The organism is Nocardia sp. NPDC056611 (genome assembly GCF_042792755.1).
Taxonomy (GTDB): domain Bacteria; phylum Actinomycetota; class Actinomycetes; order Mycobacteriales; family Mycobacteriaceae; genus Nocardia.
The window spans coordinates 1,584,251-1,610,516 of sequence record NZ_JBHTVV010000001.1; the positions used below are offsets into that span (position 1 = coordinate 1,584,251).

27 protein-coding genes and 1 pseudogene are annotated in these 26,266 nt (G+C 67.3%); 17 read left to right on the top strand and 11 right to left on the bottom strand.

Annotated elements, in window-relative coordinates; translation table 11 throughout:
• The first annotated feature begins 95 nt into the window (after positions 1–95).
• The 8 genes from ACFRAQ_RS07235 (at position 96) to ACFRAQ_RS07270 (ending at position 7,191) form a co-directional block, all read left to right on the top strand.
• The gene (locus ACFRAQ_RS07235) at positions 96–977 is read left to right on the top strand and encodes an LLM class F420-dependent oxidoreductase (protein ID WP_379095209.1); all 882 of its coding nucleotides are present in this window, start codon (positions 96–98) and stop codon (positions 975–977) included.
• Positions 974–1,450: a nuclear transport factor 2 family protein gene (locus ACFRAQ_RS07240; RefSeq protein ID WP_379095212.1), complete on the top strand. Its 477-nt coding sequence runs from the start codon at positions 974–976 to the stop codon at positions 1,448–1,450. The genes ACFRAQ_RS07235 and ACFRAQ_RS07240 overlap by 4 nt, the downstream gene beginning before the upstream one ends.
• An 86-nt stretch (positions 1,451–1,536) precedes the next feature.
• Positions 1,537–2,385 carry an SDR family oxidoreductase gene (locus ACFRAQ_RS07245; protein WP_379095214.1) on the top strand — a complete coding sequence of 283 codons (849 nt, stop codon included), beginning with the start codon at positions 1,537–1,539 and terminating at the stop codon, positions 2,383–2,385.
• 173 nt (positions 2,386–2,558) lie between these two features.
• A complete protein-coding gene (locus tag ACFRAQ_RS07250) occupies positions 2,559–3,719 on the top strand; it encodes an acyl-CoA dehydrogenase family protein (protein ID WP_379095217.1) in 1,161 nt (386 codons plus the stop codon).
• Positions 3,716–4,165, top strand: coding sequence for a Zn-ribbon domain-containing OB-fold protein (locus tag ACFRAQ_RS07255; protein WP_379095220.1), 450 nt, complete (start codon positions 3,716–3,718; stop codon positions 4,163–4,165). Before ACFRAQ_RS07250 ends, ACFRAQ_RS07255 begins: the two co-directional genes overlap by 4 nt.
• A complete protein-coding gene (locus ACFRAQ_RS07260) occupies positions 4,165–5,217 on the top strand; it encodes an acyl-CoA dehydrogenase family protein (RefSeq protein ID WP_379095223.1) in 1,053 nt (350 codons plus the stop codon). Before ACFRAQ_RS07255 ends, ACFRAQ_RS07260 begins: the two co-directional genes overlap by 1 nt.
• Positions 5,214–6,395: a lipid-transfer protein gene (locus tag ACFRAQ_RS07265; protein WP_379095226.1), complete on the top strand. Its 1,182-nt coding sequence runs from the start codon at positions 5,214–5,216 to the stop codon at positions 6,393–6,395. The genes ACFRAQ_RS07260 and ACFRAQ_RS07265 overlap by 4 nt, the downstream gene beginning before the upstream one ends.
• Positions 6,396–6,450: 55 nt before the next feature.
• Positions 6,451–7,191, top strand: a complete 741-nt coding sequence (locus ACFRAQ_RS07270) for an SDR family NAD(P)-dependent oxidoreductase (protein ID WP_379095229.1) — start codon at positions 6,451–6,453, stop codon at positions 7,189–7,191.
• Positions 7,192–7,539: 348 nt separating this feature from the next.
• Here ACFRAQ_RS07270 and ACFRAQ_RS07275 read toward each other — a convergent pair whose 3' ends face one another.
• Entirely contained in the window at positions 7,540–8,244 is a 705-nt protein-coding gene (locus ACFRAQ_RS07275) for an IclR family transcriptional regulator (protein ID WP_379095231.1), read from the bottom strand.
• Positions 8,245–8,374: 130 nt separating this feature from the next.
• The gene (locus ACFRAQ_RS07280) at positions 8,375–8,770 is read right to left on the bottom strand and encodes a fibronectin type III-like domain-contianing protein (protein WP_379095877.1); all 396 of its coding nucleotides are present in this window, start codon (positions 8,768–8,770) and stop codon (positions 8,375–8,377) included.
• On the opposite strand from ACFRAQ_RS07280, the gene ACFRAQ_RS07285 reads away from it, so the two are divergent.
• Positions 8,701–9,027, top strand: coding sequence for a hypothetical protein (locus ACFRAQ_RS07285; RefSeq protein WP_379095234.1), 327 nt, complete (start codon positions 8,701–8,703; stop codon positions 9,025–9,027). The genes ACFRAQ_RS07280 and ACFRAQ_RS07285 overlap by 70 nt on opposite strands.
• Before the next feature lie 123 nt (positions 9,028–9,150).
• Here the strand turns inward: ACFRAQ_RS07285 and ACFRAQ_RS07290 are convergent, their stop codons facing one another.
• From ACFRAQ_RS07290 to ACFRAQ_RS07300, 3 genes are all read right to left on the bottom strand, one after another.
• Positions 9,151–9,573 carry a VOC family protein gene (locus tag ACFRAQ_RS07290; protein ID WP_379095237.1) on the bottom strand — a complete coding sequence of 141 codons (423 nt, stop codon included), beginning with the start codon at positions 9,571–9,573 and terminating at the stop codon, positions 9,151–9,153.
• 238 nt (positions 9,574–9,811) lie between these two features.
• A complete protein-coding gene (locus ACFRAQ_RS07295) occupies positions 9,812–10,150 on the bottom strand; it encodes a hypothetical protein (protein WP_379095239.1) in 339 nt (112 codons plus the stop codon).
• A gap of 13 nt (positions 10,151–10,163) precedes the next feature.
• Positions 10,164–11,141 (bottom strand): hypothetical protein, encoded by a 978-nt coding sequence (locus ACFRAQ_RS07300; protein WP_379095242.1) that lies wholly within the window; start codon positions 11,139–11,141, stop codon positions 10,164–10,166.
• 199 nt (positions 11,142–11,340) lie between these two features.
• On the opposite strand from ACFRAQ_RS07300, the gene ACFRAQ_RS07305 reads away from it, so the two are divergent.
• The 4 genes from ACFRAQ_RS07305 (at position 11,341) to ACFRAQ_RS07320 (ending at position 15,548) form a co-directional block, all read left to right on the top strand.
• Positions 11,341–12,180 (top strand): SH3-like domain-containing protein, encoded by an 840-nt coding sequence (locus ACFRAQ_RS07305; protein ID WP_379095245.1) that lies wholly within the window; start codon positions 11,341–11,343, stop codon positions 12,178–12,180.
• Positions 12,177–12,890, top strand: a complete 714-nt coding sequence (scnC, locus tag ACFRAQ_RS07310; RefSeq protein WP_379095248.1) for a thiocyanate hydrolase subunit gamma — start codon at positions 12,177–12,179, stop codon at positions 12,888–12,890. Before ACFRAQ_RS07305 ends, scnC begins: the two co-directional genes overlap by 4 nt.
• A 77-nt stretch (positions 12,891–12,967) precedes the next feature.
• Entirely contained in the window at positions 12,968–13,249 is a 282-nt protein-coding gene (locus ACFRAQ_RS07315) for a thiocyanate hydrolase (RefSeq protein ID WP_379095880.1), read from the top strand.
• 259 nt (positions 13,250–13,508) lie between these two features.
• On the top strand, positions 13,509–15,548 hold the full coding sequence (locus ACFRAQ_RS07320) for a M3 family metallopeptidase (RefSeq protein WP_379095251.1): 2,040 nt from the start codon (positions 13,509–13,511) through the stop codon (positions 15,546–15,548).
• A gap of 15 nt (positions 15,549–15,563) precedes the next feature.
• Here ACFRAQ_RS07320 and ACFRAQ_RS07325 read toward each other — a convergent pair whose 3' ends face one another.
• The 5 genes and pseudogenes from ACFRAQ_RS07325 to ACFRAQ_RS07345 all read right to left on the bottom strand — a co-directional run.
• On the bottom strand, positions 15,564–17,117 hold the full coding sequence (locus ACFRAQ_RS07325) for an acyl-CoA carboxylase subunit beta (protein WP_379095253.1): 1,554 nt from the start codon (positions 17,115–17,117) through the stop codon (positions 15,564–15,566).
• Positions 17,118–17,224: 107 nt separating this feature from the next.
• Positions 17,225–17,833 (bottom strand): cutinase family protein, encoded by a 609-nt coding sequence (locus tag ACFRAQ_RS07330; RefSeq protein WP_379095256.1) that lies wholly within the window; start codon positions 17,831–17,833, stop codon positions 17,225–17,227.
• A 102-nt stretch (positions 17,834–17,935) separates the two neighbouring features.
• Positions 17,936–18,346 (bottom strand): FG-GAP repeat domain-containing protein, encoded by a 411-nt coding sequence (locus tag ACFRAQ_RS07335; RefSeq protein WP_379095259.1) that lies wholly within the window; start codon positions 18,344–18,346, stop codon positions 17,936–17,938.
• Entirely contained in the window at positions 18,237–18,683 is a 447-nt protein-coding gene (locus tag ACFRAQ_RS07340) for an FG-GAP repeat domain-containing protein (RefSeq protein ID WP_379095262.1), read from the bottom strand. The genes ACFRAQ_RS07335 and ACFRAQ_RS07340 overlap by 110 nt, the downstream gene beginning before the upstream one ends.
• A gap of 7 nt (positions 18,684–18,690) precedes the next feature.
• Positions 18,691–19,023 (bottom strand): annotated as a pseudogene (locus ACFRAQ_RS07345) (FG-GAP repeat domain-containing protein); the annotation flags it as partial.
• A 232-nt stretch (positions 19,024–19,255) separates the two neighbouring features.
• On the opposite strand from ACFRAQ_RS07345, the gene ACFRAQ_RS07350 reads away from it, so the two are divergent.
• Positions 19,256–23,032, top strand: coding sequence for a P-loop NTPase fold protein (locus ACFRAQ_RS07350; RefSeq protein WP_379095265.1), 3,777 nt, complete (start codon positions 19,256–19,258; stop codon positions 23,030–23,032).
• Positions 23,033–23,038: 6 nt separating this feature from the next.
• Here the strand turns inward: ACFRAQ_RS07350 and ACFRAQ_RS07355 are convergent, their stop codons facing one another.
• On the bottom strand, positions 23,039–23,800 hold the full coding sequence (locus ACFRAQ_RS07355; protein WP_379095267.1) for a GTP-binding protein: 762 nt from the start codon (positions 23,798–23,800) through the stop codon (positions 23,039–23,041).
• 130 nt (positions 23,801–23,930) lie between these two features.
• On the opposite strand from ACFRAQ_RS07355, the gene ACFRAQ_RS07360 reads away from it, so the two are divergent.
• From ACFRAQ_RS07360 to ACFRAQ_RS07370, 3 genes are all read left to right on the top strand, one after another.
• On the top strand, positions 23,931–24,353 hold the full coding sequence (locus tag ACFRAQ_RS07360; RefSeq protein WP_357098208.1) for an OB-fold domain-containing protein: 423 nt from the start codon (positions 23,931–23,933) through the stop codon (positions 24,351–24,353).
• Entirely contained in the window at positions 24,346–25,545 is a 1,200-nt protein-coding gene (locus ACFRAQ_RS07365; protein ID WP_357278287.1) for a lipid-transfer protein, read from the top strand. The genes ACFRAQ_RS07360 and ACFRAQ_RS07365 overlap by 8 nt, the downstream gene beginning before the upstream one ends.
• Before the next feature lie 341 nt (positions 25,546–25,886).
• A complete protein-coding gene (locus ACFRAQ_RS07370; RefSeq protein WP_357278285.1) occupies positions 25,887–26,153 on the top strand; it encodes a hypothetical protein in 267 nt (88 codons plus the stop codon).
• Positions 26,154–26,266: the final 113 nt, after the last annotated feature.

Below are 26,266 nucleotides of genomic sequence, written 5' to 3' on the forward strand. Positions count from 1 at the left end.
GCGGCCCCGGTGTCGATGGTGGCCCTACCGGCGATGTCTCGCTCACCGAAAAGCTCCCACTTGCGGTGCCGCGCAGCTCCGTAGCATCGCCGTCCATGAAATACGCGATCATCGCCCCGGCTGCCGCGGGCACCAGCGCCGATCCGGCGTGGATATCCGGGTTCGCCAAGCATGTGGAAGCGTGCGGCTTCGAATCACTGGTCGCCATCGAGCACGCCGTCGTGATGAGCCACTACTCCAGCGTTTATCCCTATGCGTCGTCGGGAAGAATGGAGCTCCCCGACGACTGCGATATTCCCGATCCCCTGGAACTTCTGGCATTTCTGGCGGGCCAGACCACGACGCTCGGCTTGGCGACCGGCGTACTCGTGCTGCCCAATCACCATCCCGTGGTGCTGGCCAAGCGGCTGGCCACCCTCGATCGGTTGTCGAACGGGAGGCTGCGGGTCGGCATCGGTATGGGGTGGATGAAGGAGGAGATCGAGGCCTGCGGAGCCCCTTTCGAGGCCCGCGGGCGACGGGCCGACGAGCAACTGGAAGTGCTCGCCAAGTTGTGGGCCGATTCCGGCGCGACCGGCGTCGACCACAAGGGTGAATTCTTCGACTTCCGGTCCGCGATGTGCTATCCGAAGCCGGTCCGGGCCGGCGGTGTGCCGATTCACGTAGGCGGCCACACCAAGGCCGCGGCGCGCCGCGCGGGACGCTACGGCGCCGGGCTGCAACCGCTGGGAGTCACCGGCGACCAGTTGGCCGCGCTGGTCGGGCTGATGCGCGAAGCAGCGACCCAGGCAGGTCGCGACCCCGCGGAGCTGGAGCTGTCGCTGGGCCACCTGGTCTCCCGCATCGACCTCGACCGCTCCGGCCGGCTGGCCGAACAGGGCGCCGATCGGCTCCTGCTGGCCCCGACCCCGACAGCGGATCTGCACGAGGCGATGGACGAGCTGTCGGCCTGCGCGGAACGGCTGGGCCTGTCATGACCGGGCTGACCATGCACGACCGAATCGCCTTGCAGGACCTCGTCCACCGCTACGCGGATGCGATCGACGAGCGTGATATTCCCAGGGCCGCAGCGCTTTTCACCGGGGACGGGGTGCTGGAGCTGCCGAATCCGCCGGCCGCTCTCGATCCGGTCGTCTCTCACGCCGGGATCGACGCGGTGACCGCGGCACTGGTCGCGGTGGCCGCCGTGCCGGTGACATTCCACGCGATCGTGGGCGCCGTCTTCGATCCCGGGCCCACACCGGCAACGGCTGTCGGGAGGGTCACGTGCACCGCCCATCACCTCACCCGCCGCCACGGCAGCGACGTCGACTTGGTCTGGCACATCATCTACCGCGACCTCTACCGCGGTACCCCCGCCGGCTGGTTGTTCGCGCGCCGCCGCCTGCATGTGGCATTCATCGAATCCCGGCCGGTGGCGGCGATGCGGGCACCGGGCCCGACGGTGTAGGCGTCGCCGAACCCGCACCGCGGCGGAACCGGTGATCGGTTGCCGCCCAACGACGTTCGTCCCCTTGTCTCGAGGAGCTTCACACCATGTCTTCGTCTCGTCCCACAGCGCTCGTGACCGGCGCCAGCCGAGGTATCGGCCGTGCCACCGCGCTGGTGCTGGCAGGTTCCGGATTCGATGTCGCCTTCACCGCGCGCACCGTGGTGGAGGGCGAAGGGACCGTGCCGGCCCGCACGACGCGGGAAGGGGAGGTCAGCTTCGGCGTGCCGGGCAGTCTGGCCACCACCGGCACGGAGATCGAATCGCTGGAAGCGCGTGCGTTGCCGCTGCGGATGGACCTGGCGGATCCGGCCTCGGTGACCGCGGCGGCAGTGGAGTTGCTGCACCGCTGGGGCGCCCCGAACCTGGTGGTCAACAACGCCATTCTGCACAAGCCGCATGCGCGGTTCCTCGAACTGGATCTCGATGACCTGCGTGAATCATTGGAAGCCAACCTCATCGAGCAGATCCGCCTGACCCAGGCGCTCCTGCCCGCGATGATCGACTCCGGCGGCGGCACGATCGTCAACCTATGTTCGGGCTCAGCCGTCGTCGATCCCCCGGCCCCGCCCGGCGAAGGCGGTTGGGGGTTGGGCTATTCGGCGGCGAAGGCGGCCTTCGGCCGGTTGGCGGGCGCCATCAACGCCGAACACCGCGGCGACGGGATCCGCGCGTTCAATATCGAGCCCGGATTCGTCATCACCGAATCGGGCGCCGCCCGGGGCGGCACCGCCGACATCAAGGCGAGCGGCTTCACCGGGGCGCCCGCGGACGCGTCGGGCCGAGTGATCGCCTGGCTGGCCTCGGCGCCGCACACCGAGACCGACCCACTCCTGGGGACTTTGATCAATGCCCCCCGCGTCGCCAGATCCTTGGCCCCGCGCCCGCAACGGTAGGTTCCCCGCCGGCACATTTCACAACACACCGTCTTGGGCGGCGCCGTCGAGCGACCATCGACGACGCCGCCCCGTTTGGCGTTCGCCGATGGCTCGTGATCGCCCAAATGCCTTGTCCCGGTGAGCAGAAGGGCCGGTTGCGGGTTCTCGCCTCGACACCAGAATGACGACCCATGGATCTGCGAGAGACTTCCCGGCAACGGGCCCTGCGCACAGAACTGCGCGAGTACTTCGCCCGACTCCTGCCCCCGGCGCAACGTCGAGAGGTGGCCGAGGCCGGTGCCGGCGGGCCGCGCTTCCGCGAGGTGACCCGCATGCTCGGCCGGGACGGATGGCTCGGCGTCGGGTGGCCGCCCGAGTACGGAGGCCGCGGATTGACCGCCGAGGAGCAATTCGTCTTCTATGACGAAATCCAACGGGCTGGAGTGCCGTTCCCCCTGGTCACCATCAATACCGTGGGCCCGGCGCTCATGCAGTACGGCACCGAGGAACAGAAGGCCAGGTTCCTTCCGGGCATGCTCAGCGGCGAGATCGTGTTCGCGATCGGCTACACCGAGCCCGAGGCGGGAACCGACCTCGCGTCCCTGCGCACTCGCGCGGTAGCCGACGGTGACGGGTTCGTCGTCGACGGAGCCAAGATCTTCACCACCGGCGGCAACACCGCCGACTACGTGTGGCTGGCCTGCCGCACCGACCCCGAAGCCCCGAAGCATCAGGGCATTTCGATCCTGATCGTGCCCTGCGCCGACCCCGGCTACTCGTGGACCCCGATCACCACCGTCGGCGGCATGACCGTGACCGCCACTTACTACTCCGGCATCCGTGTCCCCGCGACCGACGTCGTCGGCGAGGTCGACGGCGGCTGGCGGCTGATCACCACCCAGCTCAACCACGAACGGGTGGCGCTGGCCGCCCTCGGCGGCCGGATGATCCAGCTGTGGGAGGAGACCCTCGCCTGGGCCCAGGACAGCGGCGCCGCCGAACAACCCTGGGTACGACGCGAATTCGCGCGCACCCACGCGCGGCTGGAAGCGATGCGGCTGATGAACCACCGGCTCGCCGCCGAGGTCGGGGACGGCACCCTGAGCCCCGAGAAGGCCGCCGCCGCAAAGGTTTACGGCACCGAAACCCATATCGACCTGCAGCGGTCGATGAGCTTCGTGCTCGGCGCCCGTGGACGGCTCCGCCCGGGGGCGGCCCGGGCCGCGTTGCACGGACAGGTCGAGCAACTGTCCCGGCAGGGCATCGTCAACACCTTCGGCGGCGGAGTCAACGATGTCCTGCGCGACATGGTCGCCACCGGCGCCCTGGGCCTGCCCCGAGGTGCGCGATGAACCAGGACTCCTCCGACAGCGCTGACGCGGAAATCCGCGAGCTCCGCCCGCGGCCGGCGATCAACCTCGACAACCAGTTCTGGTTCGACGCCGCACGCCGGCATCAGCTCCTGGTGCAACGCTGTGCGGCGTGCCGAACACTCCGGCACCCACCCGGTCCCCAATGCCCGCGGTGTCAGTCCTTCGACTGGGACGCCGTGCAGGCGACCGGCCGGGCCACCCTCTACTCCTGGGTCGTGGCCCACCATCCCCGCCACCCCGCCTTCGACTACCCGCTGATCGTGGGGCTCGTCGAGCTCGACGAAGGAACCCGGCTGATCGCCAACCTCGCCGATGTCGCCGTCGCCGACCTCGAAATCGGGATGCCACTGACCCTCGGCTGGTTCGACGCCGACTCCGAGCTGAGCCTGCCGGTCTTCTCGCCGGCCACTATCGAGGAACGCTGATGGACTTCCGACTCACCGATGAACTGCTCGAGGTCCAGGCGCTGGCCGCCCACCTGTTCTCTGCCCTCGGCGATTCCGACACCCTGTGGGCTGAACTGGGCCGCACCGGACTGCTCGGGCTGGCTCTCCCCGACGAGCACGGCGGCGCCGGACTGGGCATGGACGCTGCGTGCGTGCTGCTCGAAGAACAGGGCCGGACCGTCTCGGCCGCCCCGGTCTGGGCACACATCGTCGCCGCCTCGGCGCTGGCCCGCCACGCCCGCGGCGACGTGCTCACCGGCGTGGCCGACGGCGCCGTCCGACTGACGGTCGCGCTCGAGGAATACGGGAGTGCCGCCGCGGCCGCACCGACGTGCCGAGCCACCCCCACCGAAGGCGGAAGTGGTTCGGGCACCTGGCGACTGACGGGTATCAAGGCGGCGGTCCCGACACCCGAAGGCGTCGATTTCGTGCTCGTCTCCGCCACCGCCGACGACGGCCCGGGCCTGTATCTGGTGACGAACCACGATCTGGTCTGGGAACCCGCGCCGACGACCGATCTCGACCGCGCGCAGGATCTGGTGCTCGAATCGACACCGGCGCTGCGGGTCGGTGGCGGGCAGGCGTTGACCGAGGTGGTGCGCTGGTCGCGGCTGGCGGTGGCGGCACTGCAGGTGGGCGTTGCCGACGGCGCGCTGCGTCTGGCCGCCGACTATGTCCGCGACCGCCGCCAGTTCGGCCGCGCCATCGGCTCGTTCCAATCCGTGCAGCACCAGCTCGCCGACTGCTGGACCGACGTCGACGCCATGCGCCTGACCCTGTGGCAGGCCCTCACCTGTGATGCCGACGAAAACCACGCGGACAGAGCGGCTTTGGTCGCCGCATGGTGGTGCGGGCAGGCCGGACTCGACGTCGTGCACCGCGTCCAGCACGTCCACGGCGGCATCGGCGTCGACACCGACTACCCCGTCCACCGCCACTTCCTCTGGGGCAAACAACTCGCCGCCACCTTCGGTGGACCCGAAGCCGTCCTGCAGGAACTCGGCGAACTGCTCGGAAGGAGCGAACGATGAGCCCATCCATCAGCGGTGCGGCGGCGATCGCCGGCATCGGGGCCACCGAATTCTCCAAGGCGTCCGGGCGCAGTGAGCTGCGGCTGGCCTGCGAGGCGGTCACGGCCGCCATCGCCGACGCGGGACTGACCCCGGGCGATGTCGACGGCATGGTGACCTTCACCGCCGAGTCGTCGTCCGAGAATCATGTCGCGCGCAATGTCGGTATCGGCGAACTGTCGTTCTTCTCGCGAGTCGGGCACGGCGGTGGCGCGGCCTGCGGCACCGTCGCCCATGCGGTCGCGGCGATCGTCGCCGGGCTGGCCGAGGTCGTCGTGTGCTGGCGCGCATTCAACGAACGCTCCGGTGAGCGTTACGGTTTGGGCCAGGCGGACCGACCCGTGGACACCAGCGCCGACCGCGCGAGTTACTCGTGGATGACACCCTATGGGCTGTCCACACCGGCGCAGTGGGTGGCGATGTTCGCTCGCCGCTATATGCACGAGTACGGCGCGACGAGTGAGGATTTCGGTCGCGTCGCGGTCATCGATCGCGCGCACGCGGCAACCAACCCGCGGGCCTGGTTTCACGGTCGCCCGATCACCCTCGAGGACCACCAGAACTCCCGGTGGATCGCCGAACCGTTGCACCTGCTGGACTGCTGTCAGGAAACCGACGGCGCCCAGGCCGTGGTTGTCGTGTCCGCGGAACGGGCACGCGACCTGCGGCATCCGCCGGCCTACGTGCTCGGTGCGGCCCAGGGCGCCGGCGACGACCAGCTCATGATGACCTCCTACTACCGGCCCTCGATCTCCGGCATTCCCGAGATGGGAGTGGTCGGGCGGCAGCTGTGGAACCACAGCGGGCTCGGCCCGCGCGATATGGGAGCGGTCATTCTCTACGACCACTTCACGCCCCTGGTGCTGCCGCAACTCGAGGAACTCGGCTTCTGCGCCCGCGGCGAAGCACGCCATCTCCTCGCCGACGGCCACCTCGACCCCGGCGGCCCACAGCCCTTGAACACCCACGGCGGCCAGCTGGGCGAGGCGTACCTGCATGGCATGAACGGCATCGCGGAGGCGGTGCGACTGGTCCGGGGAACGGCGGTGAACCAGCCGCCCGACCTCACCAGCGTCCTGGTCACCGCGGGCACAGGCGTGCCGACCAGCGGCCTCGTCCTCGGCAATATCCGCCCCTGATCCACCGCACAAATCCGGAAATACCCGGGCATCGACAAGAAATGAGAAAACAGGCATGCAGACACTGAATGGCAAAGTCGCCATCGTCACCGGCGCGGCCGGGGGAGTGGGTCGGGGTATCGCACTCGCCCTCGCACATGCGGGAGCCCGCGTGGCGATACCCGATATCAAACCGGCCGACGATCTCGTCGCCGAGCTCGGCGACGACACCGCACTCGCCAAGATCTGCGACATCCGCGACAGTTCCCAGGTCAACGCCTTCGTCGACGAGGTTGTCACCAGATTCGGGACCGTCGACATTCTCGTCAACAACGCCATGGCATCCGCACTGCTGCCGCTGACCGAAACCAGCGACAAGGACATCGAATTGGCGATGAGTACCGGTCCGATGGCGACCCTGTACTTCATGCGCGCCTGCTATCCGCACCTCGTCGACGGAGGCAGGATCATCAACCTTCGTTCCGGTTCCGAAGTGACCGCGATTCCCAACTTCGTCACCTACATCGCGGCCAAATCCGCGATCGCGGGAATCACTCGCGCCGCCGCGCGCGAGTGGGGCCGATCCGGCATCACCGTGAATGCCATCTGCCCGTTCGTCCTATCCGACGCCGCGGCAGCCGAATTCGAGAAACACCCGGGACAGCTCGACGGCATCCTCGCCAACCTGTCGATCCCCCGCCTCGGCCATGCCGAGAACGACATCGGCCGGGCCGTGGTCTACCTGGCCGGACCGGACGCGAGCTACGTCACCGGGACCACCATCAGTGTGGACGGCGGCGCCGCCTTCATGGCGTAACGGCCCGCCGCGACCCCCGCCCGTTATCGCCAAGCGCCCCAAAGACACCCGATGGCCCCCGCCACCTCGACCGACGCCAGCCCTCCGCCGTCCCAGGTTCCCTCGGCCGCGGGCGGCCGTCGCCGAAGTAGTCCGGGTCGACGCGGAAGAAGTCGGTCAGAGCGGTTGCCGGCGCGAATGAAGGACGGGAGCGGCGACCGCGCCGGAGTTGGGACACATACGGTTCGGATACCGAGAAGCCACGACGGTCGAGCTCGGTAACCAACCGGTGATTGGTCAAGCGCTCCTGGTGCTGCTGCGCCCACTGGTCGAACAGGGCGTTCAATCGCCGACCGAACTGACTGGGCATCAGTGAAAGATCGCGGCGGTCACCTGTCGCGCGGCGTCGAGCACCGGTGGCGCGACTCGCCCGAGCTGCGCGTCGCTCTTGCCGGTCAACGAGATCGCACCGATGGTGCTGTTGAGGGGGGTGCGGATGGCGACAGCGGTGCAGGCGATGTCGTCGAAGCATTCTCCGCGCTCGAACGCGATGCCGTGTCGGACGCGTACCGCGCTGAGTTGCTTGTGCAGCAGGTTGATATCGGTGATGGTGCTCGCGGTCGACCGGGTCATCGTGCCGGCGACGCGTCGGTCCACTTCTTCGGGCATGAGCCAGGCCAACATTGCTTTCCCCAGCGCCGTCGCGTGCGCGGGCGCCGCCGCGCCGACGCGTGACGGCACGCTGCTGGCGGAGTGTCCACCCATCTTGTCGAGGAAATACACCTGCCCCCTGTAGAGGGTTGCCAGGTGCACTGTCATACCCGTGCGCAGCATCAATGTGTGCAGCAATGGCGCGGCCGCTGATCTGAGGGCGTGGGTGTCGTCGTTGCTGCCGACCTTCAGCGCCCGCGGTCCCAGGCTGTAGCCCGAGGTGGTGCGATCGAGCCACCGGACCCGGACCATCTGTTCGATGATCCGGTGGGCGGTGGAGCGAGGCAGCCGGGTGGCTCGGGCGACATCGTCGAGTGTCAGGCGGCTGGTGCGGTAGGGAAACGTGTCGAGGATCAGGCTCATCCGCTCGATCATCGAGGGCGGGAGCGGTGAACTCTGGGGATGTGAAGCTTCGAGGGCTGAGGCAGTCACACGACCTCCGGGAACTGAAATGAATTCTAGTGACGGGTTCCAGGTTAGCGGCGCCCTGACCTCACGGGAAGGTAAAACTGAAATTCATTCTGCCCAGTGTCCGGCGGTGCCTTCCTGCCTTCGAGGTCTGCTCTGACGCGCGGTGCGGGGAGTTCGACCGCTGCCCCGAGGTCGGCCACGCCGGCGCCGACTCGGACGCTGAACGCGCCGGGTTCCCGGACCACGTGTGCTCGTCGGTCGACCAGTGCTCGAGGGGGCGGGGTTCGATACCGATCCGGGCGGTCACCGTCGCGCCCGGTTCCGCGCGCACCAGCGCGAAGCCAGCGAGCCAGCATGCGGGGCGATCGATCGCCGACGGCGCGGTGCGCGAAGAGACGCCTGCACAACATGTTTTCCGCTGCGCGATCCAGTGTTGGTGACGTCGACGGTGAGGGTGACCCGGCCGCCGATGGCGGATCCATCATCGTCTCCGACGATGCCGGACAGATCGTCGCCCAGCTGCCACTCGCCTTCGCCCTCAACGGAATCCGATACGACATCCGGCACGACATCTCCGCGGGCGGTCGAACCCTGGACCTCGCCCTCGATCTGGCCAGCGCGCAGCCGATCGCGTCTCCACAGGAGAATCAGCTCGCCGCCAACGAAAGTCTGGGCAGTAGCGTCATCAGGGGCTCGGTCGAATTAGCCGGAAAGTCAAAGAATTTCGATAGATGACCTGATCAGGGCTGGGGTCCGCAGCCCTGATCAGCATGTGATCCCAGAACATCGCAGCCGATGCCAGGCGGCAGCGGGACCCGGGCGGCGGAGAAGGCGCGGGTCCCGTTGTCCTCGAACAGATCAGCCCTGCGGCTGGGAGAAGCGCAGGTGGTTGCCCCACGGGTCGGCGAAACCGCAGTCGCGCATGCCGTACGGCTGGTCGATCAGCGGCTGCTCGACCGGGACGCCGGCTGCTTCGAGGCGCTCGAAGGTCGCGTCCACGTCCTCGGTGACGAAGATCAGGGTGCCCATGGCGCGGCTTTCCAGGCGGGCGCGGTTGGCTTGGACGGCAGCCTCGTTCGGGTTCATGGTGGGGGTTTCGAGGAGGAACTCGATGCCGGGCTGGGTGGCCGGGCCGAGGGTGAGCCAGCGGACGTCGCCGAAGAACGGCATGTCCTGGCGCACCTCGAGGCCGATCACGTCGCGGTAGAACTCCAGGGCCTGCTGCTGGTCGCCGACCAGTACGGCGACGTGGGTGAGTACGAGATCTTTTCCGGTGGTCATGGCTATCCTTCTTCCTCGCGGTAACCGGGGTTCGTGGGTGCAGACGGGGCCGCACGCAGAAACTAATCGGTGCGACCGACAACGTCTCCGTGTGGACGAAGCGGCTGGCGTAGGCAGCCCGAAGATCCTCCGTTGATTTGGTTGAGCCACAGGCATTTCTGGGCCGCGCAGGGAGATTGCCGGTGTCGCCGACGGGAGTTCGGACGGGCCTGCGCGATTGTTGGCGTACCGGAACGAGTCAGTTGGCAGTGGGTATCTTGTCAAGGACGCTGGCGAACACTCCTGCGAGCATGATCAGGCCGAAGGCGAGCACTAGTGCAGCGACGCTCGTGCGTAGTTTGCCCAATGCCTCAGCGAGCTTGGCGAGAGCTTCGATGGGCTTTTCGACGAGGGCTTCAGCTCCCTGTTGTTCGAAGGCGCCGCCAGCACCTGGTTCGGACCGGTGCTCTTTCGCGACCGCATCGAGTGTTCTCAAAGCACTCTTTTGTGCGTCGAACTCTGAATGTGCGGCGTACGCGGAGTACCCGAGGAGCAGGGCTGCACCGATGAGGCAGAACCAAACGACAGTGGTGAGCATGGACGTCCTTCCACTAGAGCTTGCAGTTCGTCGCCCTCAGCTGTGTATCGATGTCCTGGATGAAGCTCATCATCGGCGGCGAAGCCCCGACGACGTGCCCCACGACGGTATTGGTGCCTGGTTCGAATACGGGTGCGCCGGAATCGCCTTTCCGGCTGCATTGCGTGCCGGTGAAGTACGTCTGTGCCCACATTCCCGTCACGGAGGGCACATACAGGGCGGGTGTGAATCCCATCGTGTAGCTCGTCCCGACCTTGGTAACCGCGCCACGGACTTCAACCTGCTGTGACGGCGCGGACCGTCCCAGGTTGACCGCGCTCGTCGCGGTGATACCAGCGTTCTTCGGATCGATCAGCGCGAAGTCGACACAGGGTGTCGGCGCGGATGCGCACGCCGGGTCCTGAGACCACACGACATTTCCCTGGTTCCGCTGAGAATCGTGGACCACTGCCTGGCCGCTGGAAGGGGCGACATGTCCGGCGGTTGTGATGAGGTCCTGTGCCCAAGTTCCTGGCGACCGAGGGTGCACGACGACACCAAAGGTCCCCGTCCGTGAGGGGCCGGTCACCGTTTCGACGGTGGCGAACTGGGGCTGTGGCTCGGTGATTGGTATTGCCCAGACGTCAGGGGTTCCCCCAAGAAGGTCCTCGATGAGATTGCCGATCTCCGATCGGTAATTCAGCCGCGTTGGGAAGCCGGGGGCGGCGTCGTGGTCGACGACATATGTGTCGAGGTTTGTTGCATCGAGGAGCACGACCGCCTGGGTACGGTCCTCAACCCATACGAGTCCCGCACCGTAGACCGTGTCGAGCCCTTGCAATGGGCGGCGAGCTTCTTCGATTGCTCGCTCGCCGATGTCCTCGACGTTGTGGTCGGCCGCTTCCGCTATTCGCCGAATCGCGGTGTCTGCCCGGTATCGGAACAGTGCCTGGCTGAGATCCGCAGCCACGGTGACCGCGTAATCGTTGTCCCCGAACTCTGCGAGGCGCATGCATAGAAGGTTAGCCGCCTCGTATCCGACGGAGGCGGAATCTGCCTCAACGAGCTGTGGCGTTGGTTTGGGGGTGCGGGATGTAGCCTGGGACTGTGGGGCGCCGTCGTCGGCGAATGTCCCCTCTCCCTTTACACCTGATGTGGTGCGGCCCGGATTTGGCCTTGGTTTGCTATCCGCCGAGGAAAAGGGAGCCGTGATGAGCAGTGCAGCGGAACGGGCCGCTCAGCTGGATTTGGTCGCTCGACTTAAATCTTCGTATTCCGAAATTCCGGACGCGCCGAGTCCCGATCTTCTGGATCACGAGCACTTGGCGGCCTATATGAAGACGGTGCATGACGTGGGCGGGGAGCCGGATGCGCCGATGAAGTACGAGAACAAGCAGTACGAGGTGTGGGAGCACAACACCTATGTGATTTGCGAGGTGCTCGCTTGGCGCGGGATCTGGCTGTCGGAGGAGCGGCGCCGGATGGGCAATGTCGACGTTGGTCGCGCGATCTACTTGGGGATTCCGTATTACGCTCGCTGGCTGCTGGCCGTGGCGCGCGTCCTGGTCGAGAAACACCACATCGGCCTCACCGAGTTGAGCGAGCGGATGGTCGAGGTCCAGGACCGTTATGCGGGTGGTCTCAACGGCAGGCCCATCGAGGCTCTCCCCAAGTTCGAAGGGGACGGTTCTGGGGTCGAACGGAACCGGCATCACATCGAGGCGGTGGGCAAGGGCGATCCGCAGGTGTTCGCCGGGCGCGCCGGTGAACCGAAGTTCCGCGTCGGCGATACCGTGATGGTGCGCGAACTGCCGGCGCTGTTCTACACCCGGACCCCGGAGTACGTCCGCGGCGCCACCGGTGAAATCGCCTCTGTCGCTTATGAAAGCCCGGCGGCCGAGGACGAAACCTGGGACCGGCCCGACGCGAAACCGGAGTGGTTCTACGTCGTTCGGTTCAATCTCTCCGAATTGTGGTACGGCTACACCGGAACGAGCACCGACACCCTGCAAACCGAGCTGCCCGAGCGTTGGCTGAAAGGGATCGAATGACCGGCCATGATCACGACCATGACCATGACCATGCGCGCACGGTCGCGCCGATGGTCGACGAGATAACCGACTTCGAAGTCCTGGAGATCGCACTACGCGAACTGTGCATCGAGAAAGGCATCTTCACGGCCGAGGAGCACCGCCGCTTCACCGAATTCGCCGAGCAGATCGGACCCACCCCCGCCGCGCACCTGGTTGCCCGGGCGTGGCTCGACCCCGAGTTCAAAGCGCTCGCCCTCGCCGAACCGATGACCGCCAGCCGGGAAGTCGGCGTGGACTGGCTGGAACCCACCGGCTTCGGAACACCCAGCGATTTCACCGCATTCGAGATTCTCGAGGACACGCCGACCGTGCACAACGTGATCGTCTGCGCCTTGTGCTCGTGCTATCCGCGCCCGATCCTCGGCAATTCCCCCGAGTGGTATCGCACGCCCAACTACCGGCGGCGTCTGGTCCGCTGGCCGCGCCAAGTGCTGTCGGAATTCGGTCTCGAACTGCCCGAGGGTGTTTCGGTGCGAGTGCAGGACTCCAACCAGAAACACCGGTTCATGGTGATGCCGCTGCGGCCGGAGGGAACCAACGGCTGGGACGAAGACCAGCTCGCCGATATCGTCACGCGCGACTGCTTGATCGGTGTCGCGATGCCCAAGGTGGGCGTGACGAGCAACGTCATCACCGACACGCGTCCGGCCATCCATCCGGTCGACTGAGGAAGCGGGCAATCGTGAGCACGGAAGAAATCTCGTCGCTGCAGAGCATCGTGGAACGAAACCAGGTCTGGCCACGGATGGCCGCCAAATACGGGGTCAGCAACCCGGTCCCGCCCTGGAAGACCAGCCTGGACGGCATGTGCGACGCCCTGGACAATGCCGCCTGCGCGGCGAATATCCCTGATTTCAAGGAGCGCCGCGACGAAGAGGACTCATTGTCGTCGACCCTCTACGCCGACCTGCCCTACCCGGAAAACCAGCTCGTCGCCTTGGCGCACTCGCTGGTGGTCCGCGGCGTCATCGACGAATCCGAACTCCGGGAACGCCTCGCCACCATCCGAGCCAGACTGGAAGCCTGACCACGGACGGTGAGCTGAGGATGTGACAACCCCATTCGGTTGGTCGGACGACTGCGGCGCTTCTTCGAGCCTGATCTCGACGTCATTGGCGAGATCTGTCGGGCGACTCCGCCGAATGGGGGTGACGGTGTTGCCAAGTACTTGCTGATATCCATAGTGGGGTGTCGCGGCCGGGCAGGAATCCGTAGTTTCCGGTATTTCTGCTGGTCGACTACTTACGGATGGGCGGTGGGGGTGGGGAGTACGTAGGGTGGCGCGTATGTCGAGGAATCCCTTCTTTGAGCGCAGTGTGCTGCCGTATGAGCTTCCGGAGTTCGCGGAGATCGGGGACGAGCATTATCTGCCCGCGTTCGAGCGGGGGATGGCGGAGCAGCTGGCCGAGGTTGCGGGGATCACGGCGGGACAGGGGGAGGTGACGTTCGCGAATACCGTTGAGGCGCTGGAGCTCTCGGGGCAACTGCTGGGGCGGGTGTCGCGAGTGTTCTTCAATGTCGCGTCGTCGGATTCGACGGAGCGGACCGAGGCGATCGAGGCGGAGGTGTCGCCTCGGCTGGCGGCGCACGAGGACTCGATTCTGCTGGACGGGGAGCTCTTCCAGCGGATCGAGGAGCTGTACGAGCGGCAGGGGGAGCTCGGCCTGGACGCGGAGCAGGTGCGGCTGCTGGAACGGTATCGGCTGCGGTTCGTGCGGGCGGGGGCGCGGCTGGACGCGGGGCAGCAGGCGCGGTTGCGGGAGTTGAATGCCGAGCTCGCGTCGGCGTCGACGCTGTTCAAGAAGAACAATCTGGCCAACACCAACGCCGCGGCGCTGATTCTGGATCGGGCGGAACAGGTCGAGGGGCTCGCGGACGCGGCGATGGCGGCCGCGGCCGAGAACGCGGCGGCGCTCGGGCACGCGGGGGCGTGGGCGTTGAGCTTGCAGAATGTGTCGAACCAGCCGGTGCTGGCCGAGTTGGCCGACCGCGACGTGCGGGAACGCATGATGGCGGCGTCACTGGGGCGCGGGTTCGGCGACGGAGGTAATGCCGAGCTGGCGGTGCGGATGGCGGCATTGCGGGCCGAGCGGGCGGCGCTGCTCGGGTACTCCGATCATGCGGCGTACGTCGTCGAGGATCAGACCGCGAAGACGGTGGACGCGGTGGAAGAGATGCTGGCGCAGCTCGTTCCGCCCGCGGTGGCCAATGCCGAGCGGGAACAGGGCGAACTCACCGCGGCCATGCGCGCGGCGGGCGACGACGACGAGCTTCGCTCCTGGGATTGGCAGTTCTGGTCGGAAAGGATTCGCGCGGAACAATTCTCGGTCGACGCCGAGGCGCTGCGTCCCTATTTCGAGCTCGAACGGGTGCTGTGGGACGGCGTCTTCTTCGCGGCCGGTGAAGTGTACGGCGTCACCTTCCAGGAGCGCCCGGATCTGCTCGGCTATCACCCCGAAGTCCGGGTGTTCGAGGTCTTCGACGCCGACGGCTCCGGGCTGGGCTTGTTCCTCGGCGACTTCTTCGCCCGCCCGTCCAAGCGGGGCGGCGCGTGGATGAACAGCCTGGTCGGCCAGTCGACCCTGCTGGGCACGCGGCCGGTCGTCGTCAACAACCTCAATATCGTGAAGCCGCCGGAGGGCGAACCGGCCCTGCTCAGCTGGGACAATGTGCGCACCCTGTTCCACGAGTTCGGCCACGCGCTGCACGGGCTGTTCTCGACCGTGCGGTACCCGTTCTTCTCCGGGACGGCGGTGCCCCGCGATTTCGTCGAGTTCCCGTCGCAGGTGAACGAGATGTGGATGTCGCGCCCGGAGGTGCTGGCCAACTACGCCAAGCACGTCGAGACCGGGGAGCCGATGCCCGCCGAGCTGGTCGAGCGCATGCTCGAGGCGGGACAGTTCGGTGAAGGGTTCCGGACGGTCGAATACCTGGCGGCCGCGCTGCTGGACTGGGCCTGGCACCGACTGCCCGCCGGGGCCACCGACGGCGTCGACGCCGAAGCCTTCGAAGCCGAAGCCCTCGGCAAGGCCGGCGTCGCCCTGGCCGCGATCCCGCCGCGCTACCGCACCGCCTACTTCTCGCACATCTTCGCGGGTGGTTACGGCGCCGGCTACTACTCCTACATCTGGAGCGAGGTGCTGGACGCCGACACCGTCACCTGGTTCGAGGACGAGGCCGCGTCCGTGCGCGACAAGGGTGAGGCGTTCCGCCGGGAACTGCTGTCACGCGGCGGCGCGGTCGACCCGATGGCGGCCTTCGAATCCTTCCGAGGCCGCCCGCCGATCATCGAACCCCTGCTGACCCGGCGAGGCTTGACCGCCTGACCGGGCCGCATCGGCTCACATCGGGTAGATGGCGTGCTTGCGCGGGTTGAATTCCGGCTTCACCTTCGGCTTGTCGCGTAGCAGCCGCAGGGCGTGGCGGATTTCCAGGCGGGTCCGGGACGGTTCGATCACCGCGTCGATGTAGCCGCGTTCGGCGGCGATCCACGGCGTGGCGATCGTCTCGTTGTACTGGTTGACCATGAATTCGCGGGCCGCGGCGCGGTGTTCCTCCGGCATCGCCGCCAACTGGCGTTTGCCGAGCAGGTCGACCGCGCTGTCGGCGCCGATCACCGCGATGCGGGCGGTCGGCCACGCGAGGCTGATATCCGCGCCGACCTGCCGGGCCGCCATCATGCCGTAGGCGCCGCCGTAGGACTTGCGCACCACCAGGTTGATGATCGGGACGGTGGCTTCGATGATCGCCCGGGGCGTGCGACCGCCGCGGATGATCACGCCGGCCGCCTCCTCCGCGAGACCCGGCAGCACGCCCGGGGTGTCGGCGACGAACACCAGCGGGATATTGAACGCGTCGCACAGCCGGATGAAGTAGGTCGACTTGTCCGAGCAGGCGGCGTCGATCGAACCGCCCAGCACCAGAGGCTGATTGGCGATCACACCGACCGGATAGCCGTCGACGCGGGCGAACCCGGTGATGAGATTCGGCGCGAATGCCGCACGGATTTCATGGAATTCGCCGTCGTCGAAGAGGCGCAGCAGAATCTCGTGCATGTCGTAACCGGCGCGATCGGAATCCGGGATGATCGTGTCGAGTTCCAGGTCGTGCGCCGTAATCTCCGGCTCCAGGCCGGGATTCACGATCGGCGGCTGCTCGAGGCAGCTGGTCGGCATGTAGCTCAGGTAGTCGCGGGCCCACTTGTAGGCCTCTTCCTCGGTGTCGGCCACGTGGTGCAGGGTGCCGCGTTTGGCCTGCACTTCCGCGCCACCGAGTTCTTCGGCGCTCACGTCCTCGCCGTTGACGGCTTTGATCACGTCCGGCCCGGTGACGAACATGTAGGAATCCTTGGTGCCGATGAGCACGTCGGTATTGATGGGCCCGTACACCGATCCGGCGGCGCATTTCCCCAGAATGATCGACACCTGCGGCACATAGCCGGACAGCTTCTCCAGCACTCGGGAGATATCGCCGAACGAGGCGATGGAACCCACCGCGTCCTGGATGCGCGCACCGCCGGAATCGTTGATCGTCACCACCGGGCACGCGGTGTCGAACGCGAATTGCAATGCCCGCATGAACTTCTGCGCCGACGTCACCCCGACCGACCCGCCGTACACGGTCTGATCATGCGAGATCACCACCACCGGACGGCCCCCGATCAGCCCGCGACCGGTCACCAGCCCGTCACCGTACAGTGCGTCCGCTTGACCCGGCTGGCGAGCCAGCGCCCCGGTCTCGATGAACGTCCCGGGATCGAGCAGCATGGTCACCCGCTGCCGAACGCTCGGAATTCCCTTCTTCTCCCGTTTGACGATCCCGGCTTCCCCCGCCGGTTCCGCCGCGATCTCCAGGATCTTTGCCAGTTCATCGAGCTTCGCCCGCGTACCGATCACTTAGTGCCACCTTCTGAGCCGAACCGTTGTGCGCCAGCGAGGTTAATCGGTATCGCCCCGAAACGGGGGCCCACCTTTTCCTCGGCACGGCAGTCGGAGCCCGCCGGCTACCGGTACCAGACTCCGGAATCCCAGTTGCCGTAGTCGTGGACGTCGAAGTCGTAGCGGATGTGGGCTCCCGCGGCGTAACCCTGCCAATCGGCCGAGGTGTCGCAGATCGGGTCGTCGTGGTTGCAGACGCTGAGAACCGGGACGCTCCCGAACCAATCGTCCACGCCGGAGAGGGGGTAGCCGACGAGCGAATTGCCGGGCGTCGCGGACAGCCCGCCTTCGCCGGGACCGGGGGCACGCTTGGGGTCGGCCAGGAGAATGGCGTTCGTGTTGGCGGCGTTCGGGTGCGCCGTAATCCACGCGTGCAATATGGCCGCGCCCTGACTGTGTCCAATCAAGCGAATGTGGTCGCCTGGGCATTCTGCACGGTGCGACCAGAAGAGCCGGTCGACTTCGTCGAGCGCCGCTGCCGGGGCGGCGGAACTGTAGATGATGACCCGGTCGGTATAGGGGGCGAATGCCGACTGGACGCTGTCACCACCACCGATTCCGATGGTCCAGGTCCCGGTACAGCTGTCCGCGCCAGCCTGGGGAATCATCGCGGGGGCGATGGGGAAGAGGATGGTTATCAGTAGTCCGGCGAGGAGCGCCGTTGCTCTACGCATAGTCATACCTTCTCGAACACGGCGAATCCGACTTCAGCTTACGCAAAAATGGAGTGGCCGGGAGTGTGCCTGAGCGTCGAGGAATGGGATCGGATGCTCGCCCTAGGCGGGCGTCGTCTGCTGCGGTGTCCGATTGATGTAGACATTCAGTGCCGCCTCGAATCCGCTGGGCGCGGCGAGATCGAGGACGCCGTCCCGGTTGAAGTCATCGGCGACAACAGCCTGTGTCGCCAGGCCGGCCGGCAAGTCCATCGGCGACTGAAGACCGACCGTTCCCGGCGAAAGATGCTGAGGTGCACCTAGTTCCAGGTCGTGCCCGTTGGATCCGCCGGTGTTCCTCAGCGCCGACACCGACTTGTCCGGAAGCGACCAGAAATTCGCGGACGCGATGTCCTTTCGGCCGTCACCGTCGAGGTCGACGGCGATCACGCCCTCGGTTCCCAGCGCGCCCGTGTCGAAGGGGTGGATGTCGAATGTGCCGACCGGAGAATATTCGGGCGTGCGGTTGACCATGACCGGGGCGCCATTGATTCCGAACGGCGTTCGAGACGACCACGTCAGGCCGTCCGTCGGAGTTCATGTCGGCGACCGCGACCGCCTGCGGCACCGCACCGGTCTCGAAGCCGCCCGCTTCCGCGAATACGGGGGAGGCCCCGACCGCCGCCGTATTCGTCAGCACCCGGACCCGGCCGGTCATCACGTTCGCGCCGACCGTCGCCACGACCAGGTCGTTGCGGCCGTCCGCATCCAGGTCCGCGATGGCGACCGCCTCCGGCAGGAACCCGCCGTCGACGCCGAGCGGGCCGGCGAAGTCGGCGGGCCCGCCCCGCTCGGATCGATTGAGATACAACGACAGTCCCCGTGCCCCCGCTGCCCACGGCGTTCGCGACCACGAGGTCCGGATGTCCGTCCCCGTCGAGGTCGCCCGAGGCGATCATCCACGGCAGCGCACCGCCCGCGTAGACCGCGGGTGGATCGAAGACGAACGGGACGGGCGCTTGTGCCCGCGCGACCCCGGCGAGCGGCGAAATCGCTACCGCCCCCAGTGCTATCGCCAGCGGCCCGACTGTTCTTTTCATCGCGAAACTCCTCGACCAAGGATTTCTTTTCCGACTGCACGCGCAAAGGCCAGCGGCGCCACCCGAATTCCACGGCGATTCATCCGCTTCCATACCGATCGAAGCGGCCATCAACCGTACTGCGGTGGTACTCCCGAGTACCGGACGTCGCGGCCATCATCACATCTGATCACTGTTCAGATGTCAATAGCCACCGTCGCTCCATGCCTGAAAACTGCTGCGTAATCACAATTTTCGTGAAGTCGGAGAAGTGCCGCGAGAGTTGTCGCGTAGTCGTCCGGAGGGTGGGTCCGAGTCGGTAGTCTGGTGGGCACAACGGTCGCGGGGCAGATGGGGGCCGGCGGTGAGTGGCGCGGACTCGGACCAGTGGTTGCCGGCGCAGCCCGGGGGGATCAAGGACCTGCTGGCGTGGGAGCTGGGGGATGGGACTGCGTATTTCGCGTCGGCGGGATCCGACGGGACGGTCAAGGTCTTCGACGGGGCGAGTGGTGAGTCGGTGGGGCGGCCGCTCGTCGGGCACGTCCACGCGGTGTTCACGTTGGGGTATTGGCGGGAGGGGGAGGGGGTTCGTCTGGTGTCTTCGGGCACCGATGGGTTTGTCTGCGTGTGGGATCCGCATGCCGGTGCCCTGATCGGCCGGTTCGACACCGACCACCTGACCAGCGTGCGGTCGCTGGCGTGCTGGTCCGGGCCCGAGGGCGTGCGGGTCGCGACCGGCGGGTACGACGCGACGGTACGGATCTGGGATCCGTTGACCGGCAAGAGAATCGGAGAGCCGTTCGAGGGGCATACGGGGCCGGTCGCGGAGCTGATCTGCTGGGAGGAGGCGGACGGGGTGTGGCTGGTCGCGTCCGCGGGCGACGATGGCATGGTGCGGGTGTGGGATCCACGGGACGGGTCGCTGGTGTGCGGGCCGCTCGACTCCGGGTCTGGCGTCGAAGACCTGTGCACGTGGACCGGGCCCGAGGGATCGCGGTACCTCGCCGCCGGCAGCAGTCAGACCGGCGTCGTGCACATCTGGGACCTCTCGACATCGGGTTCCGCATCGGTGCGGATCGATGTCGGCCGGGGCTTGTGGGCGATGACATCGTGGGCGGACGGAGTCAGGCTGCTGGCGACCGGTGATTCGGGCGGATACATCACTCTCTGGGATGTGGCCACCGGCCGGGAGACCGGCGTGCGTCTGCACGGGTCGTCGATGGCGGTGAATGCGTTGGCGCACTGGCGGACACCGCAGGGTGCCATTCGAATCGCGAGCGGGCTGGCGGACGGCCGGATCCGCGGCTGGGATATCGGCGGCGATACCGCTGTGTACGAAATCTCCACCGGGCATACGGCTTCAGTGTGGAGCGTGGTGAGTTGGAAAACCCGCGCGGGGCAGCCGCGGCTCGCTTCGGCAGGTGCGGATGGTGTCATTCGCGTGTGGGACCCGGATTCCGGTCGGTTGCTCTGTGATTCGACGGATTACCGCGGGCCCGGAATCTGGGCGCTCGCGACATGGTCCGAACCGGACGGCCGCACGCGACTGTGTTCGGGCACTCTGGACGGCCGGGTCCGATTCTGGGACGCGGAGACCTGCGCACCGATCGGTACGGAGTTCGTGGCGCACGTCGCGTCGGTGTCGGCCTTCGCGATCTGGCGCAAGCCCGACGGAACGCTGCGGCTCGCGTCGGGCGGCGATGAGGCGGTTGTGCGGATGTGGGATCTCGCCACCGGTGATTCGGTGGGCGAGCCGATTCAGCATCCGGGCGGAGTGATGGTGCTGACATGCTGGCAATCCACGAACGGAGCGACGACGATGGTGTCCATCGCGGATCGCACGGTGCGGATCTGGGATCCGGACAGCGGACTGCTGATTCGAGAAGAAGTGATCAACCAGGCCCGCGGGCTGGACTCCCTGTGCAGTTGGCAAGACGCTGCGGGCACCCATATCGCTCTCGGTGGCTACGACGGCATGATCCGCGTCTGGGATCTCGACTCCACGCCAATCACCGAGACGGTTCTCAGCGGGCACATCGGCACGATTCGCGCACTGACCGCGTGGGTCCGTCCGGACGGTCGCGCCCGGCTGGCCTCGGCGGGCTCCGACGGAATTCGCGTCTGGGACCCCGCGGCCGCCCGCGCCATCGGTGCGGCGCTGACCAACCACCGCGCGGGCCTGCGGACGATGACCAACTGGGAGACCGTCGACGGATCGGTGCGCCTGGCCTCGGCGGGCGACGACGGCACCGTCAAGATGTGGGATCCCGAGCGCGGGATCGAACTTCGGACCGTGGAGGTCGGCGCGGTCGGCATCTGGGGGCTCTCGGACTCTCCCGCACAACAGGACCTGCTCGATCGCACCGTCCTCGTCAACGCGATCGCAGACCAGGTGAGTCCGCCGATCAGGTCCGCCGAGAACGATACGGCCGGACCCGCCATCGTGACGATCGAAGGCCCTTGGGGTTGCGGCAAAAGCACTTTGATGGAGTTGGTGCGGCAGAAGGTCAACGCGGGCTCGGATCACTCAGCGCGTGACGAGGTTCGGACACGGCGGTTGACCGTGCGCGGTGCGATGAAGCTGTTGAAGCGTCCGTCACCGCCCGGGCCGAGGCCGGCGGCCACTCCGCGGCGCGGCGTGGTGACGGCTTGGTTCAATCCGTGGGCGCACCAGTCCGGGGAGCAGATCTGGGCGGGGTTGACCGAGGCGATCGTGGAGGCGGTCGAGCCCGCGTTGTATCCGAGTGAGGCTGAACGGGAACGGTATTGGTTCGCGCACAATATCGTGCGGCTGGATCGGTACGCGTTGTATCGGACTCTGCGGCGGCGGATCGTCTCGCCGCTGTGGGGCGTGGCGCTGGTGACGGTGGCACTGCCCTTGGCCTTGGCGATCGGGCAGCTGGGGCGGTCGTTCCGATTGCTGGACTCGGCCGTGGCGGCGGTGCTGGCGGTGACGCCCGCGGTGGTGTTATTGCTCGCGGGGGCGATGCATTCGGCGTATCGGTATTTCCGGGGGTGGGCGGTCGGTTATTTGCCGTACGACGTGTTTTCGGGGCCGGTGAGTATGTCGGGACTGTCGGTGCCGACGGCGGTGGAGCCGGGGGAAGCCGGGCCGATCGATCCGCTGCGGCAGGCCGCGCGGGGTTCGTTGTATCTGCATCAGCACGATGTCAGCGAAATGATGGCGGACGTCAATGCGGCCGGGTACAGCCTGATCGTTTTCATCGATGATCTGGATCGGTGCAGGGCGGCAACGATTTCCGAGGTCTTCGAGGCGGTGAATCTGTTCCTGACCGGATTGACGTCGGGTGGATATCACGCCCGGTTCGTGATCGGGGTGGATCCGGCGGTGGTCGCCGCGCACTTGGACAGCGCATACGAAACGGTCGGCAGCCATCGGATTGGACCGCAGGGCGATGACCCGAGCATCGGTTGGGCGTTCCTGCGGAAACTGGTTCAACTGCCGGTCACCGTGCCGAGGATTTCCAGCGAGGCGATCTCGGGCTTCGTCGACCGGGCGACCGGTGAAGTCGGTGCGATCCTCGCGGTACCGTTCAGTTCGGTCGAAGCAGCCCTGGTCCGGGCACCTGCGGCACCCGCGAGTGAGAGTCCGCGGCCGGTCGTCGCGCAATCCGCGTCCGCCCCGGCCCGAGCCACGTCCCCGGCCCGCGCCTTGCTCACGGGCCGGACGATCGTTCAGACGGTGCCGTGGCGGCTGATGGAAAAGCACCCCCGGGTTCGCGCTCTTCTGGTCGAGCGCCTGGCTGCCCAGCCCGATCGATCGATTCGAGAAGCCAAGCGGCTCATCAATATCTGGCAGCTGTACGAGCGGGTGTTGTCGGCGAGCGACCCGATCGACGATCCGGTGGCGCGCATCGACCGAGCCCGGCATCTCGTGGTGCTCGCCGAGATCATCGCCCGATGGCCTGCGCTGCAACCATTTCTGAACCGGCACGACGCCGAGCAGCACGGCCTGCGAATCCTGGCCGAGGCCGTCGATGACGACGAAGCCTGGCAGCACGGCGTCACGCGACTCGGTATCGATCCGGAGCGGCATCGGAAGGCTCTCGCCAACTTGCGCGGCCTGTTGGAGGCCTATGACGGCACGGCGGTCGCTGATCTGGCGCACCGCCTGATGTGACCCGGATCAGTAATCGAGGGCGTGCTCCGGTTGGCACACGTCGAGTGGGGAGGGGAGGTAGCGCACGATGGCGTCCAGAAGCGGGGCGGTGTCGTTGCTTCGGGGGGTGGCGCTGCACAGGATCGGGACCACGTCGCCGAGGCGGGTGAGGGAGCGGATGCGGTGGTGCAGGTGGTCGAGGGTGAGGTCGGTGGGAGTCGAGTTCTCGGTATCCTCGGTGAGGGTGCGGATCAGGGCGCGGTAGCCGTGTTCGGCGGACTTCCAATGGGGGCCGTAGATTTCGGCGGCCAGGGGTTCCAGGGCCCAGAGGGGGAGCAGGTCGATGACGCCTTCGAAGGTGGGGCCGGCGCCCAGCGGGAGTTGGAGGGGCAGGGGGATGGCGCCGCGGATGTCGGCGATGGTGCGCAGGCAGCGGGGGAAGTTGGCGGAGGCGTGATCCAGGGAGGTGACGAGGCAGAGGCGCGCGACCTGGTGGTCGTCGGCGATCTGGAGGATCGTCTCCAGGCGGGGCGCGTTGGTTTCGGCGGCGTTCACGACGGCGATGACGCTGTCGGCGACGCGGATGGCGCGTTGCAGGATCGGGATGGGGGCGTGGCTGGAGACCTCGCACAGGCGGATCGTGTGATCGGCTCGGTCGGCGGACCAGCGCAGCTCGGGGGCGGGGTGGGCGGAGCCGTGCAGGCGGTGCAGCAGTCGGGTGGTGTCGGCGGGGTCGCCGATGAGCGTCACGTTGCGGATCGACTGCGGGTCAATAGCTTTGGTGGCCATCGCGGTGGGTTACTCCTCAATCCGAGGGTTCACCGTACCTCCGGGGGCGGATCGCGCGTGGGGAATTCGCCCCCAAAGTAGAACGTGTTCCTATACCGTCGGGCTTGTGCAGAAAGAACAACGCCCCGCCGTGGCCGACTGGTTCACTGCGGATGACGGTGTGGCGCGGCTGCGCGGCAGCCGCTGCAAGGAGTGCGGCACACCGTATTTCCCGAAGAACACCCTCGCCTGCCGGAACCCCCGGTGCGCGGGCCCGAAAGACGGCTCCGAGCTGGAGGACTACCTGTTCTCCACCCGTGGCCGGATCTGGTCGTACGCGGATGCCCGGTACAAGCCGCCCGCCCCGTACGTCTCGGGTGACCCGTTCGAGCCGTACGTGATCGCGGCCGTCGAGCTCGAGGTCGAGAAGATGGTCATTCTCGGACAGGTGGTGCGCGGGTTCACCGTCGACGACCTGGCCGTGGGCATGCCCGTCGAACTCGCCATCGGCACCCTGTACGAGGACGACGAGGCGGAGCACACGGTGTGGAAGTGGAGGCCGGTCAATGACTGACACGAATCGCGATATCGCCGTCCTCGGTGCGGGCATGCACCCGTGGGGCAAGTGGGGACGCAACTTCGTCGAGTACGGACTGGTCGCCGCCCGCGCCGCGCTCGCCGACGCCGGGATCAAGCACGAGGACGTCGGCTACATCGCCGGCGCGGACACCATCCGCAACGGCTACCCGGGCTTCGTCGCGGGCGCGACCTTCGCCCAGGCGCTGGGCTGGTCCGGCGCGCGCATCTCGAGCAGCTACGCCGCGTGCGCCTCCGGTGCGCAGGCCATCGCCAACGCGCGCGCCCAGATCCTGGCCGGGCTCACCGATGTGGCGCTGGTGATCGGCGCCGACACCACCCCGAAGGGCTTCTTCCAGCCGGTCGGCGGCGAACGCCGCGACGATCCGGACTGGCTGCGCTTCCACCTGCTCGGCGCGACCAACCCGATCTACTTCGCGCTGTACGCCCGCCGCCGCATGGCCTTGCACGGCGCCACGCTCGACGACTTCGCCGCGGTCAAGGTGAAGAACGCCCGCCACGGCCTGAACAACCCGTACGCGCGCTATCGCAAGGAGGTGTCGGTCGAGGAGATCGCCGCCTCGGCCATCGTCTCGGATCCGCTGCGGCTGCTGGACATCTGCGCCACCAGTGACGGCGGCGCGGCCCTGGTCCTCACCTCGATGGACTACGCGCGCAAGCACGGCATCGCCGACCCGGTCCGGATCAGCGCCCTGTCGACGGTCACCCCGGTCTTCCCGAAGACCGTGCTCGACCTGCCGGACTTCGCGACCGACTCGGCCCTGGCCGTCGAGCCGCCGCCGCACACCTTCCGGTCCTCCCTCGCGCACGCCGCGTACGAGGAGGCCGGTATCGGCCCCGAGGACCTGTCGATGGCGGAGGTCTACGACCTGTCCACCGCCCTGGAGCTGGACTGGTACGAGGACATCGGCCTGTGCGAGGTCGGTGGCGCGGAGGCGCTGCTGCGCAGCGGCGCAACCACCTTGGGCGGCCGCGTCCCGGTCAACCCCTCCGGCGGTCTGGCCTGCTTCGGCGAGGCCATCCCCGCCCAGGCCATCGCGCAGATCTGCGAGCTCACCTGGCAGCTGCGCGGGCAGGCCGACGGCCGTCAGGTGGAGAACGCCCGCGCCGGCATCGCGGTGAACCAGGGCCTGTTCGGCCACGGTTCGGCGACCATCGTGACGCGCTGAGGACCCTCGTGACGCGCTGAGTTCGAGTCCACTCCGAAAAGCCCGGGCCCAGGCCCGGGCTTTTTCGTGCCCCGGGTCGTATTGGTTGCCATCGGCAAAGATCCCGCGTCGGGTGTTCATACCGCCATACACTGTGGTTCGCGGAAATCGCGTCGCCCCAGTGCTTCCCGGCGATTTATTCGCTAATCGGGACTATTCACAACCGCCGTCCGGGATCGACTGTGGGTGGGATACCAAACGGTCCAAAACGCCCATGTGAATTAGCGATATTTCATATGCTCTGGCCCGCGGAGTGGGACGACCGCGTCCCGCTCCGACAACCTGGATAAGAGGGACAGTTTATGAAACGAACGATTCTTGTGGGCATCGCGTCGGCGGCGCTGCTCGGGGCCGGCATCGGAACGGCTGCGGCGGACGGGATTCCGCTGACCCCGGCCGCCCCGGTGGACCTGCCCGTCACGTCCGGTTCGGCCTCGGAGCTCGGCAACGCGGTGGGCACCGGGTCGGTGGGCCTGACCGCCCTGGGCGCGAGCCTGGGCAGCGCGTTCGGCGGCGGGTACGCGGACGGTGTCCTCAGCACCCTCTCGGCGGGCATCTCCTCGCACTAGCGTCGGAGTCGCGACGGCGGTCGCGGGGCGGGGGCCCCCCCCCCCCCCGCAGCGGGCGTGGCCTCGGACGCGCCGACGGGGTGGTGGGGGGTGTGATCACAATAGGGGTTGGG